Source organism: Pseudoruminococcus massiliensis (assembly GCF_900291955.1).
In the GTDB taxonomy this organism is placed as follows: Bacteria; Bacillota; Clostridia; order Oscillospirales; family Acutalibacteraceae; genus Pseudoruminococcus; species Pseudoruminococcus massiliensis.
Window position 1 is genome coordinate 36,193 of sequence record NZ_OLMR01000003.1, and the last position, 17,504, is coordinate 53,696.

Annotated in this window: 18 protein-coding genes; all 18 read left to right on the plus strand. The window is 53.8% G+C overall.

Annotated elements, in window-relative coordinates; genetic code table 11:
- Window positions 1-5 precede the first annotated feature (5 nt).
- The 18 genes from C9914_RS05510 (at window position 6) to C9914_RS05595 (ending at window position 17,498) form a co-directional block, all read left to right on the plus strand.
- On the plus strand, window positions 6-1,382 hold the full coding sequence (locus tag C9914_RS05510; RefSeq protein WP_106764304.1) for a phage portal protein: 1,377 nt from the start codon (window positions 6-8) through the stop codon (window positions 1,380-1,382).
- Window positions 1,267-2,010, plus strand: coding sequence for a head maturation protease, ClpP-related (locus C9914_RS05515; RefSeq protein ID WP_158707339.1), 744 nt, complete (start codon window positions 1,267-1,269; stop codon window positions 2,008-2,010). The genes C9914_RS05510 and C9914_RS05515 overlap by 116 nt, the downstream gene beginning before the upstream one ends.
- A gap of 6 nt (window positions 2,011-2,016) precedes the next feature.
- Window positions 2,017-3,198 (plus strand): phage major capsid protein, encoded by a 1,182-nt coding sequence (locus C9914_RS05520; RefSeq protein WP_106763968.1) that lies wholly within the window; start codon window positions 2,017-2,019, stop codon window positions 3,196-3,198.
- A gap of 17 nt (window positions 3,199-3,215) precedes the next feature.
- Entirely contained in the window at window positions 3,216-3,527 is a 312-nt protein-coding gene (locus tag C9914_RS05525; RefSeq protein WP_106763969.1) for a head-tail connector protein, read from the plus strand.
- Window positions 3,524-3,865, plus strand: coding sequence for a head-tail adaptor protein (locus C9914_RS05530; protein ID WP_106763971.1), 342 nt, complete (start codon window positions 3,524-3,526; stop codon window positions 3,863-3,865). Before C9914_RS05525 ends, C9914_RS05530 begins: the two co-directional genes overlap by 4 nt.
- Entirely contained in the window at window positions 3,852-4,283 is a 432-nt protein-coding gene (locus C9914_RS05535) for an HK97 gp10 family phage protein (protein WP_106763973.1), read from the plus strand. Before C9914_RS05530 ends, C9914_RS05535 begins: the two co-directional genes overlap by 14 nt.
- Window positions 4,280-4,621, plus strand: coding sequence for a hypothetical protein (locus C9914_RS05540; RefSeq protein WP_106763974.1), 342 nt, complete (start codon window positions 4,280-4,282; stop codon window positions 4,619-4,621). Before C9914_RS05535 ends, C9914_RS05540 begins: the two co-directional genes overlap by 4 nt.
- A gap of 3 nt (window positions 4,622-4,624) precedes the next feature.
- Window positions 4,625-5,221 carry a major tail protein gene (locus C9914_RS05545; RefSeq protein WP_106763976.1) on the plus strand — a complete coding sequence of 199 codons (597 nt, stop codon included), beginning with the start codon at window positions 4,625-4,627 and terminating at the stop codon, window positions 5,219-5,221.
- Window positions 5,222-5,236: 15 nt separating this feature from the next.
- Complete coding sequence (locus C9914_RS05550) at window positions 5,237-5,620, plus strand: hypothetical protein (RefSeq protein ID WP_106763978.1); 384 nt, start codon at window positions 5,237-5,239, stop codon at window positions 5,618-5,620.
- 208 nt (window positions 5,621-5,828) lie between these two features.
- Complete coding sequence (locus C9914_RS05555; protein WP_106763980.1) at window positions 5,829-8,312, plus strand: phage tail protein; 2,484 nt, start codon at window positions 5,829-5,831, stop codon at window positions 8,310-8,312.
- Window positions 8,309-9,043, plus strand: coding sequence for a distal tail protein Dit (locus tag C9914_RS05560; RefSeq protein ID WP_106763982.1), 735 nt, complete (start codon window positions 8,309-8,311; stop codon window positions 9,041-9,043). The genes C9914_RS05555 and C9914_RS05560 overlap by 4 nt, the downstream gene beginning before the upstream one ends.
- Before the next feature lie 164 nt (window positions 9,044-9,207).
- The gene (locus C9914_RS05565) at window positions 9,208-9,645 is read left to right on the plus strand and encodes a radical SAM mobile pair system MarR family transcriptional regulator (protein ID WP_009219716.1); all 438 of its coding nucleotides are present in this window, start codon (window positions 9,208-9,210) and stop codon (window positions 9,643-9,645) included.
- Complete coding sequence (locus C9914_RS05570; protein ID WP_106763984.1) at window positions 9,642-10,331, plus strand: radical SAM mobile pair protein A; 690 nt, start codon at window positions 9,642-9,644, stop codon at window positions 10,329-10,331. The genes C9914_RS05565 and C9914_RS05570 overlap by 4 nt, the downstream gene beginning before the upstream one ends.
- On the plus strand, window positions 10,319-11,227 hold the full coding sequence (locus C9914_RS05575) for a radical SAM mobile pair protein B (protein WP_106763986.1): 909 nt from the start codon (window positions 10,319-10,321) through the stop codon (window positions 11,225-11,227). The genes C9914_RS05570 and C9914_RS05575 overlap by 13 nt, the downstream gene beginning before the upstream one ends.
- Window positions 11,228-11,322: 95 nt before the next feature.
- A complete protein-coding gene (locus C9914_RS05580) occupies window positions 11,323-13,137 on the plus strand; it encodes a phage tail spike protein (protein ID WP_106763987.1) in 1,815 nt (604 codons plus the stop codon).
- Window positions 13,138-13,151: 14 nt separating this feature from the next.
- A complete protein-coding gene (locus C9914_RS05585) occupies window positions 13,152-14,309 on the plus strand; it encodes a hypothetical protein (protein WP_242972064.1) in 1,158 nt (385 codons plus the stop codon).
- A gap of 12 nt (window positions 14,310-14,321) precedes the next feature.
- A complete protein-coding gene (locus C9914_RS11475) occupies window positions 14,322-15,404 on the plus strand; it encodes a hypothetical protein (RefSeq protein WP_158707340.1) in 1,083 nt (360 codons plus the stop codon).
- A gap of 12 nt (window positions 15,405-15,416) precedes the next feature.
- Window positions 15,417-17,498 (plus strand): DUF859 family phage minor structural protein, encoded by a 2,082-nt coding sequence (locus C9914_RS05595; protein ID WP_106763991.1) that lies wholly within the window; start codon window positions 15,417-15,419, stop codon window positions 17,496-17,498.
- Window positions 17,499-17,504 lie beyond the last annotated feature (6 nt).

Here is a 17,504-nt window from a genome sequence, read left to right on the forward strand (position 1 = left end):
TTACTATGGGTATCTTTTCAGGGCTGTTCAAATCCAGGGACAAGCCTCAAAACCGCACGACGGGCAGCAACTACGCCTTTTTCTTCGGCGGTACTACTTCCGGTAAAGCGGTGACGGAACGCTCCGCCATGCAGATGACCGCCGTGTATTCCTGCGTTCGAATTCTATCGGAGGCTGTCGCGGGGCTGCCGCTGCACCTATACAAATACACGGACAGCGGCGGCAAGGCAATGGCGCTCGACCATCCGCTCTACCGCTTGCTCCACGATGAGCCGAACCCGGAGATGAGTTCTTTCGTGTTCCGGGAAACACTCATGACACATCTGCTCCTCTGGGGTAATGCCTATGCGCAGATCATCCGAAACGGAAAGAACGAGATCGTTGCCCTGTACCCTTTGATGCCGAACAAGATGTCGGTGGACAGAGACGAAAACGGTCGGCTGTACTACACCTATTACCGTGGCACAGACGAGGCTATCAAGAACAAGGAGTTCGCCGTAACGCTTCAGCCCTCGGATGTGCTGCATATCCCCGGCTTGGGTTTTGACGGTCTGGTGGGCTATAGTCCCATTGCAATGGCGAAGAATGCCATTGGCATGGCGATTGCCTGTGAGGAGTATGGCGCGAAATTCTTCGCCAACGGTGCCGCACCGGGTGGCGTGCTGGAACACCCCGGCACCATCAAAGACCCGCAGCGTGTGCGGGAGAGCTGGCAGTCTACCTTCGGCGGCAGCGGCAATGCGAACAAAATCGCTGTGCTGGAGGAAGGCATGAAATACACGCCCATCGGTATCTCGCCGGAGCAGGCGCAGTTCCTCGAAACACGAAAATTTCAAATCAATGAGATCGCTCGAATTTTCCGAGTCCCGCCCCACATGGTGGGCGACCTGGAAAAGTCGAGCTTTTCTAATATTGAGCAGCAGTCCCTGGAGTTCGTGAAATACACCCTTGACCCCTGGGTCATCCGCTGGGAGCAGTCCATTCAGCGATCACTCCTTTCGCGGGACGAAAAAGCCGTGTATTTCGTGAAGTTCAATCTGGAAGGCTTGCTTCGCGGCGATTACCAAAGCCGCATGAACGGGTACGCCATCGGGCGGCAGAACGGCTGGATGTCCGCCAACGACATCCGAGAGTTGGAAAACCTCGACCGTATCCCGGCAGAGGATGGCGGCGATTTGTACCTCATTAACGGCAATATGCTCCCGCTGAAAAATGCCGGGGCTTTTGCAAATACACCTACCGATGACGGAAAGGAGGAAAAATCCGATGAAGAAATTCTGGAATTGGAAGACCCGAACGGTGACCAATCAGGAGACGCAGGAACAGATACAGGAAAGAACCCTGTTCCTGAACGGGACCATCGCCGAGGAAAGCTGGTTTGACGATGATGTCACCCCGCAGCTTTTCAAGGACGAGCTCATGTCCGGCAGCGGAAATATTACCGTGTGGATCAACTCTCCCGGCGGCGACTGCGTGGCTGCAGCGCAAATCTACAATATGCTCATGGACTACAAGGGTGATGTGACCGTGAAAATCGATGGCATTGCGGCATCCGCAGCATCCGTCATCGCTATGGCAGGCACGAAGGTGCTGGTGTCCCCGGTGTCCATGCTTATGATCCACAACCCCATGACAGCGGCATTCGGCAATTCGGACGAGATGCAGAAAGCTATCGAGATGCTCTCAAGCGTTAAGGATTCCATCATCAATGCCTATGAGATCAAGACGGGGCTGTCCCGTGTCAAGCTCTCGCACCTCATGGATGCCGAAACTTGGATGGACGCAAACAAGGCTGTGGAACTCGGCTTTGCGGACGAAATCATGCAGAGAAACTCGGAATCCGAAGAGGTACCCACGCCTGCCGTTTCCATGCTGTATTCCAAGGCGAATGTGGTGAACTCTCTCATGGAGAAGATCGCCGCAAAATGCGCCATCACCCCGAAATCCAACCGTACACAAAAAGCCGATGACCTTATGGAGCGGCTCAATCTCATTAAAAACTGGAGGTAATTCAATATGACTATCAACGAACTGCGTGAAAAGCGCAACAAGGCTTGGAACGCTGCAAAGGCATTTGTGGAAACCAAGCGCGACAAGGACGGCCTTCTTTCCGAAGAGGATGCCAAGACCTATGCTCAGATGGAAGAGAAGGTGCAGGACTACGGTGCCGAAATTGAGCGCATGGAAGCCATGTCCGCAATGGAAGCACAGCTGAATAAGCCCACTTCTTCTCCCATTACTGAGAAGCCCATGAACGGCAAGTCCACCGCTGACGAGAAGCCCAAGACCGGCCGTGCTTCCGATGCCTACCGCACCGGAATGCTTACCGCCCTTCGCAGCAACTTCCACCAGGTGAGCGATGTCCTTCGCGAGGGTGTTGACGCTGACGGCGGCTACCTCGTACCCGAGGAGTATGATTCCCGCCTCATTCAGACGCTTTCCGAGGAAAACATCATGCGAAAGCTCGGTCACACCATCACCACATCCGGTGAGCATAAAATCAACATTGCAGCGACTGCGCCTGCCGCTGCGTGGATTGAGGAAGGCGGTGCACTCTCTTTCGGTGACGCAACCTTTGCACAGATCCTTCTGGACGCGCACAAGCTCCATGTTGCCATCAAGGTGACCGAGGAACTGCTCTACGACAATGCGTTCAAGCTGGAGGATTACATTCTCACCGAGTTCGGCAAGGCACTTGCCAATGCCGAGGAGGACGCATTCCTCAACGGTACCGGTGTCGGTCAGCCCCTCGGTCTGTTTGCGGAGACCGGCGGCGGTCATGTGGCAGAAACGCTTACTGCGGCACTCAAGAGCGATGACCTCATCACCCTCATCCATGCGCTGAAGCGTCCCTACCGCAAGTCTGCCTCTTTCATCATGAACGACAAGACTATCGCGCAGATCCGCAAGCTGAAGGACAACAACGGTGCGTATATCTGGCAGCCTTCCTATCAGGCAGGCGAACCGGACCGCATTCTCGGCTACACGGTTCACACCTCTGCGTATGCTCCGGAGAATGCTATCGCTTTCGGCGATTACAGCTACTACAACATCGGCGACCGCGGCACCCGTTCCTTCAAGCAGCTCAACGAGCTGTTCGCGGGCAACGGTATGATCGGTTTCGTGGCTAAAGAGCGTGTGGACGGCAAACTTATTCTCCCCGAAGCCGTTCAGATCCTCAAGTTGAAAACCGAATAAGGAAGGAGGCGGCGGTGATGGACGAGCTTCTTTCCAAAGTGAAAGCCAACCTCATACTGGAACACACGGCGGATGATGCCTTGCTGAAAAGCTACATCACCGCCGCTGTTTCTTACGCCGAAAGCTACCAGCACATCCCGGAGGGCTATTACACGGAGAACCCCATGCCTCCCACCACAGAGCAAGCCGTCATCATGCTGTCGTCCCACTTCTACGAAAGCCGGGACGGCAGCACGGGCGGCTTCTTTGCGGATAACACCGGCGCGGCACAGCAGGTGTGGAACACGGTCAATCTGCTGCTACGCTTGGATAGGCGGTGGCAGGTATGAGTTTCGGAAAGATGAACGGCTTTGCCGACATCGTGGAAACCCGCCAAGTCAAGGACAGCGAGGGCTTCACCCATTCCGAGGATGAAGTCCTCGCTTCCGTCCGTGTGTACCGGGAAGGTCGGCACGGCTCTCAGCGTTGGGCAAACCTCGCTTCGTTCAGTGAAGCGACCGACCTGTTCCGCTTTCGGTGTATTCCTGGGCTGACGGTCACTACCGATCATTTTCTCATTTGTGACGGAGAGCGATTTAATATCATCTCTGTTGAAAATGTAAAGGGTCGTGGGATGTACATCGAGGTTTTAACGAAAAGGAGTGAACCCACCATTGGCAAAAGCTGAAATGAAAATGCCAGAGGATTTCCTGCTGAAGATCTCCAAGCTCGGCAGCAACTTTGACGGTGTGGCAGATACCGTCCTGCAGGCAGGCGGCGAGGTCGTGCTAAAGAGAGTCAAGAGCAATCTTTCCTCCGTTATCGGCAGAGGGACAAAGTTCAAATCCCGCGCCACGGGCGAACTGGAAGGCTCACTCGGCCTTTCTCCCTCCAAGCTGAACCGGGACGGCAACCACGACATCAAGGTCGGTTTCGCAGAACCCCGCTCGGACGGCAGCAGCAATGCCAAGCTGGCCAACATCATCGAATACGGCAAGCACGGTCAGCCTGCAAAGCCGTTTCTGAAGCCTGCGAAAACGGCATCCCGGCAGGAATGCATCGATGCCATGACCAAGGCACTGGATGAGGAGGTGGAAAAGCTGTGAGCCTGCTATCCGATTTGCAAACCATCGCCGAGCATTGCGGTGTTCCAGTGGAAACGGGTGTGTTCTCCGGCAAAGCACCGGACACCTATCTGGTCATCACGCCGCTGTCGGACAACTTCGAGCTTCACGCCGACAACGCCCCAGGCTGCGAAACGCAGGAGGCACGGCTGTCCCTCTTCACAAAGGGCAGCTACACCAAACTGAAAAATGCACTCGTCCGTGCCTTGCTGGGTGCAGATTTTTATATTACCGACCGCCGGTACATCGGCTTTGAGACCGAGACCGGCTACCATCACTACGCCATTGACGTGGCGCAAATCTACGTTTTGGAGGAATAAGTTATGGCTACCATCGGTCTTGACAGACTGTATTACGCAAAAATCACCGAGAACGATGCCGGTGAGGAAACCTACGGTACGCCGTCCCAGCTTGCGAAAGCCATCTCCGCCGACCTTTCGGTGGAATTGGCTGAAGCTACGCTCTACGCCGACGACGGTGCTTCGGAGATTGTGAAGGAATTCAAGTCCGGCACACTCTCCCTCGGCATTGACGATATCGGCTCTACGGCGGCATCCGACCTCACGGGTGCAACCATCGACAAAAACAAGGTGCTGATTTCCGCATCTGAGGACGGCGGCGACCCTGTGGCGGTGGGCTTCCGCGCCAAGAAGTCCAACGGCAAGTACAAGTATTACTGGCTGTACCGAGTGAAATTCGGTATTCCGGCGACGAACCTTGCCACCAAGGGCGACAGCATTACTTTCTCTACGCCGACCATTGAAGGCACCATTCTGCGCCGCAACAAGGCAGACGCAGGCGGCAAGCACCCGTGGAAAGCGGAGGCACTGGAGGGCGATGTGACCGCTGCGACTATCACGAACTGGTATAAGGAAGTCTATGAGCCGACCTATACCACGGCACCCGAAAAACAGGGTTAACGGAGGTAACGCACAATGGATAACGAAAGAACCGCAGTCATCACCATCGGTGACGAGGAATACACACTCCTGCTTACCACCAAGGCTACCAAGGTGATCGCCGGTCGCTACGGCGGACTGGAAAACCTCGGCGAGAAGCTGATGAAGTCCGAGAACTTTGAAATGGCCATCGGAGAGATTGTGTGGCTTATCACGCTTCTGGCGAATCAGAGTATTCTTGTCCACAACCTCAAGGATAAAGAGCATCCCAAGGAGCTGCTCACGGAGGATGTGGTGGAGCTTCTGACCACGCCGCTCGATCTTGCCGGATACAAAACCGCCATTACGGAAGCTCTCTATAAGGGCACCAAGCGGAATGTGGAAAGCGAGAAAGACTCAAAAAACGCACAAGTCGGGTAACGGTTTCCGATGCGGAACTGTTTACCCGGCTTCTTTATTACGGCCTTGCCCACCTTCATCTCAGCCAGGATGAGGTGTGGCTGATGCCGTTTGGATTGCTTTTGGACTTATGGGAGTGTCACAAGCAGTATAACGGACAGGCTGTTCCTGCTCACGAACACTACATTGACGATATTATCCCGGACGGCATTTAAGGAGGTGACGGTACATGGCAGATAGTTTCGGACTGAAGATCGGCCTTGAGGGAGAAAAGGAGTTCAAAAAGGCACTGGCGGATATCAACCAATCCTTCAAGGTGCTCGGCTCCGAAATGAAGCTCGCCACCTCTCAGTTCGATAAGAACGATAAATCCGTGGAGGCACTCGCCGCACGGAACAAGGTGCTGCGAAAAGAGATCGATGAGCAGACAACAAAAATCGACACCCTTCGCAAGGCTCTGCAGAATGCCGCCACCTCTTTCGGAGAGAACGACCGCCGCACCCAGAACTGGCAGATCCAACTCAACAATGCCGAAGCCGCCCTCAACGATATGAACCGTGAGCTGGACGAGAACGAGAAAGCCATCAAGGAGGGCGGCAAGGCTGCGGAGGAATCCGGCAGTAAGTTTGAAGGCTTCGGCAAGGTTCTCAAAACCGTAGGTGTGGCACTCGGTGCCGTGGCTGTTGCCGCAGGAGCCGCCGCCGTGAAGCTCGGCAAAGAAGTCATCGCCGCCTATGCGGACTATGAGCAGCTGGTCGGCGGTGTTGACACTCTGTTCAAGGGGTCCTCGCAGGAGATCCAGCGGTACGCCGCCAACGCATACAAAACGGCAGGGCTTTCTGCCAACGAGTACATGGAAACGGTCACGGGCTTCTCCGCAAGCCTCATCCAGTCTCTCGGCGGTGATACCGAGAAAGCCGCAAAGTATGCGGATATGGCAATTACGGATATGTCCGATAACGCCAACAAGATGGGTACGGATATGTCCTCCATTCAGAATGCCTACCAGGGTTTTGCCAAGCAGAACTACACGATGCTCGACAACCTCAAACTGGGCTACGGCGGCACAAAGCAGGAAATGGAGCGACTGCTTGCCGATGCGGAGAAGATATCCGGCGTCAAGTACGACATCTCCTCCTACGCAGATGTGGTGGAAGCCATCCATGTCATGCAGGAGAGCATGGACATTGCCGGTACGACCGCAAAAGAAGCGGAAGCCACCATTTCCGGCTCTGTCAATGCGTTGAAATCCGCCGTCTCGAACCTCATTGTAGGCTTTGGTGATGCGGACGCTGACATGGAGCTGCTGTGCAACAACATGGTGGATGCCTTCAAGACCGTGGTGGCGAACATCACCCCGGTTATTGAGAACATCGTGGCGGCGCTGGATGCCCTGCTGACGGCTGTGGGTGAACTGCTGCCCACACTGCTGGAAGCAGTCACCGAACTGTTCTCGCAGGTGCTGGAAACGCTGCTTTCTTTGCTTCCGCAGCTTATCCCGGCGGCGGTGTCCGCGCTCATGACCATCGTGAATACGCTGATCGAGAATCTGCCCCTGCTTATTGAGGCTGCGGTTCAGCTGGTGTCTACACTGGTGACAGGCATTGCGGATGCACTGCCCACGCTCATCCCGGCGGCGGTGCAGGCTATCGTTACCATCGTACAAGGTCTGGTGGACAGTCTGCCGATGCTTCTGGATGCCGCGCTGCAGCTTATCACAGGACTGGCGCAAGGACTTCTCGATGCGCTGCCCGTACTGATCGCCGCCCTGCCGGAAATCATCAACGGTATCATTACCTTTCTGCTGGATTCCATCCCGCAGATCATTGAAACGGGCATTCAACTTCTGACCTCGCTGGTGACTGCCTTGCCGGATATCATTATGGCAATCGTGGAAGCTATCCCGAAAATCATAGACGGCATTATTACCGCCGTGCTTAACGCCATTCCGCAAATCATCCAAGCGGGCATCGACCTGCTGATCTCGCTGATACAGGCTTTACCGCAGATCATCACGACCATCGTGCAGGCCATTCCGCAGATCATCTCCGGCATTGTCAATGCACTGGTCGGGAACATCGATAAGATCATCATGGCAGGCGTTCAGTTGTTCGTTGCGCTGATTGAAAACCTGCCCACCATCATCGTGGAAATCGTCAAGGCCGTGCCGCAGATCATTGCGGGCATCGTGAAAGCCTTCGGCTCTCTGATGTATAAGATCGTAGAAATCGGCGGCAACATCGTCAAGGGACTGTGGAGCGGTATTACCCAGCTTGCCTCGTGGCTGTGGGACAAGGTGTCCGGGTGGATCTCTTCCATCTGGGACGGCATCTGCGATTTCTTCGGTATCCATTCGCCCTCGAAGGAGATGGCATGGGTCGGTGAAATGCTGGTCAAGGGTCTTGCAGGCTCCATTGACGACAACGGCGATGAAGCGGTCAAAGCCGCAGAAGGAATGGCCGAGGACATCAACGGCGTCATGGGCGACCTTGCCCACGATATGCAGACGGCTTTGCCTATCGACTTTGATGTGAACGGCTCGATCCGTTCTGCGGTGGACGGCGTGGTCGGCAAGGCGGCGTCCGCTTTCACTATCGCTCTGAACATCGCCACCTTCAACAATTACAGCAGCGAGGACATCCGTCAGCTCACCTCCGAAGTCATGGAAACGGCAAACCAGTTTGCCCAGCGGAAAGGAGTGGTATTCGCATGACCTATTTTACCTACAACGGCCGCAGTTCCGCTGATTTCGGTCTGCATATCGAGAAGAAGGACGTGTTCTCCGCACCGGAATACGATGCGGAGTTCATTTCCATTCCCGGCAGGAGCGGTGACATCATCAATCCGAACCGCCGCTTTGCCAACATCAAAGTGACCTACACGGTGTTCCTCGCACGGAAGAATATAGCCGCACTTGCCGCTGTCCTGCGGGACATCAAGGGCTGGCTGTACTCCGAGCCGGACAGATACCACGAACTCACCGACTCCTACGATGCGGAGTATTTCCGTTACGGAGTCATATCCGGCAATCTGGATATTGAGGAGCAACTGAATAAAATCGGCTGCTTCACCGTGACCTTCAACTGCAAGCCTTTCAAATACAGCTTTGCGGGACAGCAGACGGTGTCGGCTGACGCTTCCGAACTGACGATTACCAATCCGACCGCTTTTGAGAGCCGACCATATATGAAAATCTATGGTAGCGGTCTGATTCGGCTCATGGTTCAGCCGGAAGGCGAAGGTGCGAGCCTGTGGACGATTTCAGAGGTCGATGAGTGCATCGAAATCGACAGCGAACTCATGAATTGCTTTAAGGATACCACCCTCAAAAACGATACCGTTACCGGCGACGGCTTTCCTATGCTCAAGCCGGGAACGACCACCATCGCCTGTGCAGGAAATGTGCAGCGGATCGAGGTCATTCCGAGGTGGTGCTGTTTGTAAGGTCGTTCCCGATTGTAAGCGGTAGAAAAATTCAAAAAAGTATGGTATAATGTTTTTAAATGAGAACGACAAGTCGGAATTTACCTCTATCCAAACATACAAGCTCTTGACAATAAAGCTCCTATATAGTATAATTTGATAAACTACTATATAGGAGCTTTTTCATGAAAACAAATGGAGGATTTCTTGTCACCAAAATAAAACAGCTTGGGGACCGGATTTTTGAGAAGATTCTCAGCGAAAAGAATATTGATGCGTTCAATGGAGCCCAGGGGCGCATTCTTTATGTGCTGTGGCAGGAGGATGGAATCTCGATCAGGTCACTCTCGGTCAAATGCGGATTAGCGATAACATCTCTTACGACGATGCTGGAAAGAATGGAACATCAAGGACTGATAAGCCGTGTTCAGTCTGAAACGGACAAAAGGAAAACACTCCTGTTTCTGACTGAGAAAGCACATGCCTTAAAGGGCGAGTACGATTCTGTATCTGATGAGATGGGCAGCATTTACTACAAGGGTTTTTCAGAGGAAGAAATTACCCGGTTTGAGGAATGCCTCGACCGCATCAGAAAGAATCTTGAGGAGTGGCAGAAGTCATGAGTATTTGTATCAAAGATCAGATTCAGAACATGAATCTCGTCATCGGCTGCACAGTGGGTTGTGCATATTGCTATGCCCGCAACAATGTGAAACGCTGGCATATGATCGATGACTTCGCTGATCCTAAGTTCTTTCCGGGTAAGCTCAAGATGATGGAAAAGAAACGTCCGCAAAACTTTCTTCTTACCGGCATGAGCGATCTCTCCGGATGGAAGCCGGAATGGAGAGACGAGGTATTTGCAAAGATCCGTGAAAATCCACAGCATCAGTTCTTGTTTCTTACCAAGCGCCCCGATCTGCTGGATTTTGATACCGATCTGGAAAACGCATGGTTTGGCGTTACGGTGACGAGGAAAGCCGAACTGTGGCGTATCGACGCCCTTCGGAAAAACATCAGAGCAAAGCATTACCATGTTACCTTTGAACCGTTATTCGACGATCCCGGTACAGTTGACCTTTCCGGAATCAACTGGATCGTTGTCGGCACTATGACCGGGGCTCAGAGCAGGAAGATTCATACGGAGCCGGAATGGGCATGGTCTCTGACGGATCAGGCACACGCACTCGGCATTCCGGTGTTTATGAAGGAAGACCTTGTCCCTATCATAGGGGATGAAAATATGATTCAGGAAATGCCGGAGGAATTCAATAAAGTGTTAGAGGTACAGAGATCATGGCAGAAGTAATCGATGGAATCCTCATTCGTGAGGTGGAAACAAAGAACATCATGACCAAGTCCAGTCTGCCGGTAGGCGGGTACTCGGTCAATCCCTATGTGGGCTGTACACATGCCTGCAAGTATTGCTATGCTTCTTTTATGAAGCGCTTTACCGGACACACGGAGGAATGGGGCACTTTCCTTGATGTGAAGCATTGGCCGGAAATTAAAAATCCGAAGAAATATGCCGGACAGCGTGTGGTCATCGGTTCTGTGACGGATGGCTACAATCCACAGGAGGAGCAATTCGGGAATACCAGAAAACTTCTGGAGCAGTTAATCGGCAGTGACGCAGATATTTTGATCTGCACAAAGTCTGATCTTGTGGTACGGGATATTGATCTGCTGAAGAACCTTGGACGAGTGACCGTTTCATGGTCGATCAACACACTGGATGAAAATTTCAAGAACGATATGGACTCTGCTTCGAGCATTGAGCGGCGCATCGCTGCTATGAAGCAAGTATATGATGCAGGTATCCGTACAGTCTGTTTCGTATCTCCGGTATTCCCCGGCATCACGGATTTTGAATCCATCTTTGAGCGGGTAAAGGATCAGTGTGATCTGTTCTGGCTCGAAAACCTCAATCTTCGAGGCGGCTTCAAAAAGACGATCATGGATTATATCGCCGGAAAATATCTTGATCTTGTACCGCTTTACGATGAGATCTATAACAAGCATAACCGCAGTTATTTTGAAGCACTTGAAGTAAAAGCTGAGGAAATGGCTAAGAAGTATGATTGTCCCTTTGTGGATAATGAAATGCCTTATGGCAGAGTCCCGCAGGGACATCCGGTGATCGTAGATTATTTCTATCATGAGGAAATCCGAGGGACAGAGAATACCGGAAAAAGAAATCGCTAACTTCCGGTTTGTCGAGCTACAAGTAAATCATTTATACTCAACCACCAGGGAGAAATCCCCGGTGGTATTTTTATGCCCGGAAGGAGGTGGCGTTCGTGATTCCTGTTCTTTATCCACCTAACACAACAGACTTTTTCTCATTCGGCCTTGGTGTGATGACGGATACCATTTCCTGCGAAGTCACTGAAGAGCGAAACGGTGTGTTCGAGTGCTTACTCAAATACCCTGTCAGCAGTCAGCACTATGGGCTTATCACCAAGGAGTGCATTATCAAGGCAAAACCCAACGACACCGCCGCCGACCAGGCATTCCGCATTTACCGCATCACGAAACCCTTAAACGGCATCATCACGATCTACGGTCAGCATATTTCGTATGACCTTGCCAATGTGCCGGTGCTGCCGTTTTCGACCGAGAGCCGCTCTCCGCAGCTTATTCTCTCGCAGCTCCTTTCCGGAGATACCCGCTTTACGGGCTGGACGAACTACTCGGATGCAAAGGCGTTTTCCGTCACGCAGCCGAAGAGCGTCCGAGCCTGCCTCGGCGGTACGGAAGGCTCCATGCTCTCCAAATGGCACGGCGAGTTTGAGTGGGACAACTTCACGGTAAAGTTCCATTCGCACCGTGGGCAGAAGACCGGCGTGGTCATTGAATACGGCAAGAACCTCATCGCCCTGGAGCAGGACGAGGACAACAGCGGCGTGTATACCGCACTGCTCCCGTATGCCGTGTACACCCCGGAAGGCTCGGACACCGAAACGGTGATCTCGCTGCCGGAGATAACGCTCCCCATTGTGACCTCGGAGATCGTCCGGGCGAAAACGCTTATCATGGATTTCTCCGACCAGTTTGACGGAGTTGTGACCGAGGAAGCCCTCAGAGCAAAAGCAAACAGTTACATCAAGGCAAATCCGCTGGGAGCGACTATCCCCACGGTGAAGGTGTCCTTTGAGCCGCTCTGGAAACAGCCGGAGTATTCGGCACTGCTGGAGCGGGTCAACCTCTGCGATACCGTCACCATTCGACACTCGCTATTGGGTGTCAGCGTGTCGGCTATGGTCATCGAAACCGTGTACGACACCCTCGCCGAGCGGTACAAGAGCATCTCCCTTGGGCAGAGCAAGTCCAGCATGATCACCACTATCTCCGAGGTGCAGTCCACGGTCGACAAGGTGGAGTCCACGGTGGGACGCTTTCCGAAGCTGCTCCAAACCGCCATCGGCAAGGCCACCGGGCTTATCACCGGCCAGAGCGGCGGCTATGTGGTTATTAACACAGACAGCGAAAGCGGGCAGCCCTACGAGCTGCTCATTCTGGACACTCCCTCCGTTGACGAAGCCGTGAATGTCTGGCGGTGGAATGTGGGCGGCCTGGGCTTTTCCCATAACGGCTACAACGGCCCCTACGAAACCGCTATCACGGCAGACGGACAGATCGTCGCAGACTTCATCACCTCCGGCTCTTTGGTGGCGAACATCATCAAGGCGGGTGTCATCCAGTCGCAAGACGGCTCGTCCTGGTGGGATTTGGAGAGCGGCGAGGTCGTGCTTCGTGCCTACGCCACCAGCAAGGAGGTCACAGAGGTCAGCGACCGCATCACCACCATCGAGAAGCAGAAAATGCTCCGGCTGGTCATTATCTCGTCCAACGGGAACATCTTCAAAAACGGCAATGTGAAAACGCTGCTTTCCGCCAAGGTTTACTCCTGGGACGAGGACATCACCGACACGCTGGATGCCAACCAGTTTGTTTGGACAAGGGTGTCGGAGGATACGGAAGCGGACAAAGCCTGGAATGAACAGCATTTCGGCGGCGCAAAGTCCGTGGTCATCACCGGTGCGGATGTCAAAGTCCGCGCCACTTTTTATTGTGACCTCATCGACACCACGACCAGGCAGAGCCTGTTATAACGGAGGAATTTACTATGGCAACCGCAGAACCCACAACAGAAACCGGCACAGTGTCCGGTTCAGATACAACAACTTCAAAGGAGGCTTCTCACATGAGCAAAGCACAAGGCCAGTTTACCATCATCGACTACAATGACGCACTGACGCTGACGGGGTACATCGGCTCGAACCTCGCCAAGACTCAGATGTATAACCCCGACAACGGCAGTTACACCCCCGACTGGAAAACGAAGAACCTCGTTCTGACACCCAGTCTGTATGTCATCGGCACCACTGCCGACCAGATCGCCACCGCCAATGTCACCTCGGTCAAGTGGTATGTGGGCGACAGCAACACCGCCATCACCGCAGGCACGAACTACGCCCTCAGTGGTGCCAAGAGCCACATCCTCACGGTCAAGGCCAATGTCATGGCGGAACTGCCCGGCATCGACTATCGCTGTGTCATCACTTACAAGGACGAAAGCACCGGTCTATCGCTGACCCATCCGCTGACCATTTCCTTCTCCCGTGTGGTCAACGGTTCCGGCATCGTCGACCTGCTGGTCACCACACCCAACGGAAATGTGTTCAAGAACGAGGAAGTCGCCAGTCTGACCGCCAAGGCCGAGCTGTGGCGCGGCTCTACGGTAGACACCACCAAGGTCAGCTACAAGTGGGCGGTCATGGACGCTTCCGTCACCGCTACTTCTTCCACCGGCTATGATGCAGACTTCGGTATCGGCTGGCGCAAGATCTCGGACGCTGCTGACAAGTACACCGGCACGGCCACCAATACCCTCACGGTCTACGCCGCAGCGGTGGACAGCTACGCCGTATTCAAGTGCTGTGCCCAGGATACGGATTCCGCATCCGCTTCTTATAACACGAAGTTTTTCGATGTGGCGACCTTCATCGACAACTCCGACCCTTTGCAGATCATCGTCACCTCCACGGGTGGTGATGTATTCAAGAACGGCCAGGGCACGACCGTGCTGACCGCCGTCTGCTACCAGGCAGGCTCCGAGGTGGACGCAGCCGGAAACGGCAGTTACACCTGGACGAAGTACAACAAGGACGGTGTAGTCGATACCTCTTGGGGAACCAACGGCAGCAAGACCGGCAAGACCCTGTCGGTGTCCAGCGCCGATGTGGATACCAAGGCAACCTTTATGGTCGTTGTGGCGCTTTGAGGAGGTGGTGAGATGATCGCATCAGCACAGTTCACGATTATCAGTCTCTGCGATGTGGTCACCTCGGACACGCCGCCGGAAAACCCCTATGAGGGGCAGCTCTGGGTGGACACCTCCGTGACCCCGCCGGAGACGAAGATATGGGACGGGAACGAATGGGTGGTGCAGAACGACATTGAAACGATCCGCACCACCATTTCCATTCTGACCGAGAAGGACGCACAGTTCCAACAGACCATCGACGGGCTGAACAGCTATGTGGCGACCCTTACCGAAACGGTGGAATCGGTCTCCAACGACCAAGGCATCCTGGAGGAACGGGTGCTGAACTCCGAAAGCCGTGTTTCGGAATTGGAACACACGGTGGATGGACTGTCCGTCACCATGCAGGAGCAGTACATCGGCGGCATCAACTATGTGCAGAACTCTTCCGGACTGAACGGCATCACGGATGATTGGAGCTACTCCGGTACGGTAAAAACAGATACCTCCACCGATACCCAGAACAACACCATTTCCGACTCCTGCTTTGTGCTGGGCGCATACTCCTCGTTGTCGCAGTACATCCGAGGGGTGGTTCCCGGCACCTATACGATCTCGGTTCGGGCAAAGAAATCCTCGACCATGTCCGGGTATTTCTATGTGACCTACAACGGGAACAAAACCAAGTACCTGTTCAATAAGTCCACGGCGTTTGACTGGACGGATTACTCCGTAACGCTCACGGATGTGACCGACCCCACCTTGCGTATTTACTGCTACTGTCGGGATGCGTCCATTTATCTCGCCGATATCATGATTTCCGAAGGAGCGATTCCCCGAAAGTGGACGCCCGCTCCCAACGAGATCTACACGCAGGAGGTCAAGATCGACAAGCGGGGCATCGAGGTATCCAACAGCGCATCGTCCCAGCGGACGGTCATCACAAACACGGAGTTCGCCGGTTACTACAACGACGAGGTGATCTTCACCCTGAACAAGGACGAAACGCAAACCAAGAAAACCACGGTGGACGGCGAGCTGACCGTGGGCAAAACGAAGTTTGTCCCGATGCCGACGGCATCCGAGGGGTTGAACATCGTCATTCTGGATTAAGGAGGGAAAGCTATGGCAACTTGGAAAAGCGCGGCATACGATGGGCGCTATCTTCAACTGGACATTTCAGAAAGCGTGAATGTGGTCGGTAACAGCTCGACGCTTTCTTGGACACTAACCTCTGCCGGTGGTGCTTCCACTTACTATACCATTGACACCACCACCGTTACCATCAACGGGACACAGGTCTACTACAAAGCAAGAACCGCATGGGATTCCAAGGTGTTCCCGGCGAAGAAGGGCTCGGTCAGCGGCACGATCACTGTTGCGCACGACAGCAACGGCAGTAAAACGATTGCGGTCGGATTCTCGACCCGTGTATATATCTACGGTCCCCAGGAGTACGGCGGCAGTATGACGCTGACCACCATCGACCGTTCCGCACCTACCGTGACCTTCAGTACATCGAATGTCACGGCAAACGGGTTCAAAATCTACGCTACATCCTCTGCCACGGCGGACATCTGGCAGTACAGCACAAACGGCGGTTCGAGCTGGACGCAGTTCTCAACGACGGCATCCACCAGTGCCAGCGTAACACTGTCCTCGCTCTCACCGAACACCAGCTATACGGTGAAAGTCAGAGCAAGGCGGCAATACAACCACGTCTACGGCACTTCCGGCAGTTCCACGGTCAAGACGCTGGGCGGTGCTGTGGTGAATAGTGTCAACACGGTGACGGCGGACAATGCCACGGTTTCCATTACCATCAATGTGACCGTGTACGAAGCCTCCTACACCAATACGCTGGTGCTCAAAAACGGCAGCGCGACCATCCTGACTATCTCCGGGCTTTCCTGGTCGAAGGGCACTGCGAACCGCACGGTCACGCTGACATCGGCGCAGAGGACAACGCTGTTGAACGCTATGGCGTCCATCAAGTCCTTTATAGGTACCTTTGCGGTTTCGTCTTACAGCGGGTCTACGCAGATCGGCAGCACCTCAAGCAAGACCGCCACGGTACTGACCACGGCAACCAATTCTGCTCCGACCATAAGCGGATTCACTTATGCCGACAGCTACACGACCACAAAGAACCTCACGGGCAACGATCAGCTGTTCGTACAGGACTACTCGACTCTCAAAGTTACACCGGGAACGGCGACTGCGAAGAACGGAGCGTCCATTTCCAACTATACCGCTTCCTGCAACGGTTTATCCGCATCCAATTCAACTGGGTCTGCTATCACAGTCGGAAAGATCGCCAAGTCCGGCAGTGTGACGGTCACGCTCTCGGTCACGGACTCCCGCGGCTACACCGCCGAAACTTCACGGACGGTGACAGTCATTCCGTACACCAAGCCGAAGATATCCTCGATAACGCTCCGGCGCACCAACGATATCGAAGCGGAAATGCAGCTCAAATTCAGCGGTTCTATTTCCGCAGTGACAGTAAACGGGACGCAGAAGAACAGCGTGGTTTATGTGCGGTATCGGTATAAGAAAACCAGTGAGAGCAGTTACGGCAGCTACACCAGCATCTATTCCGGCACGACAAAAAGCGGAACTTCTTTCAGCTACTCCAATTTGGAACTGTGCAATCTGGATGCCAACAGTTCCTACGACTTCCATTTGCAGATCCAAGACAAGCTCTATTCCTTGAGCAGTCTGGATCTGTATTTTACTGTTCCGCAGGGCACGCCGCTCATTGCGCTTCGGAAAAAGAAGGTCGGCATCAACACGCCGGAGCCGCAGGCCACGCTGGATGTTGCTGGGGATATGCGTGTGGATGGCTCTCCCCTCGCAGATTTTGTCATTCAGCAAGGGACAAGCGGCATCTGGAATTACCGCAAATGGAAAAGCGGTACAGCGGAATGTTGGGGTCAGTATTCCTTTACGACCGCCATTTCGACGGCATGGGGCGTGCTCTATGAGAGCGGCGCAATTGCGCTCCCTAATTTTCCATTTACCTTCGCGGAAATTCCTCATGTCCATATCTCCACGGAGAACAGCAATTACGCTATGTTTGTGGAGCGAGGCAGTTCGAGTAGCTGGTCTACAACGACCAACCCCGGAAAGATATTTGCCGTAAGACCAAATACGGTACCATCGGCAACCTACAAAGTATCAATCTATGCTATCGGAAAAGCGTGACGCTCC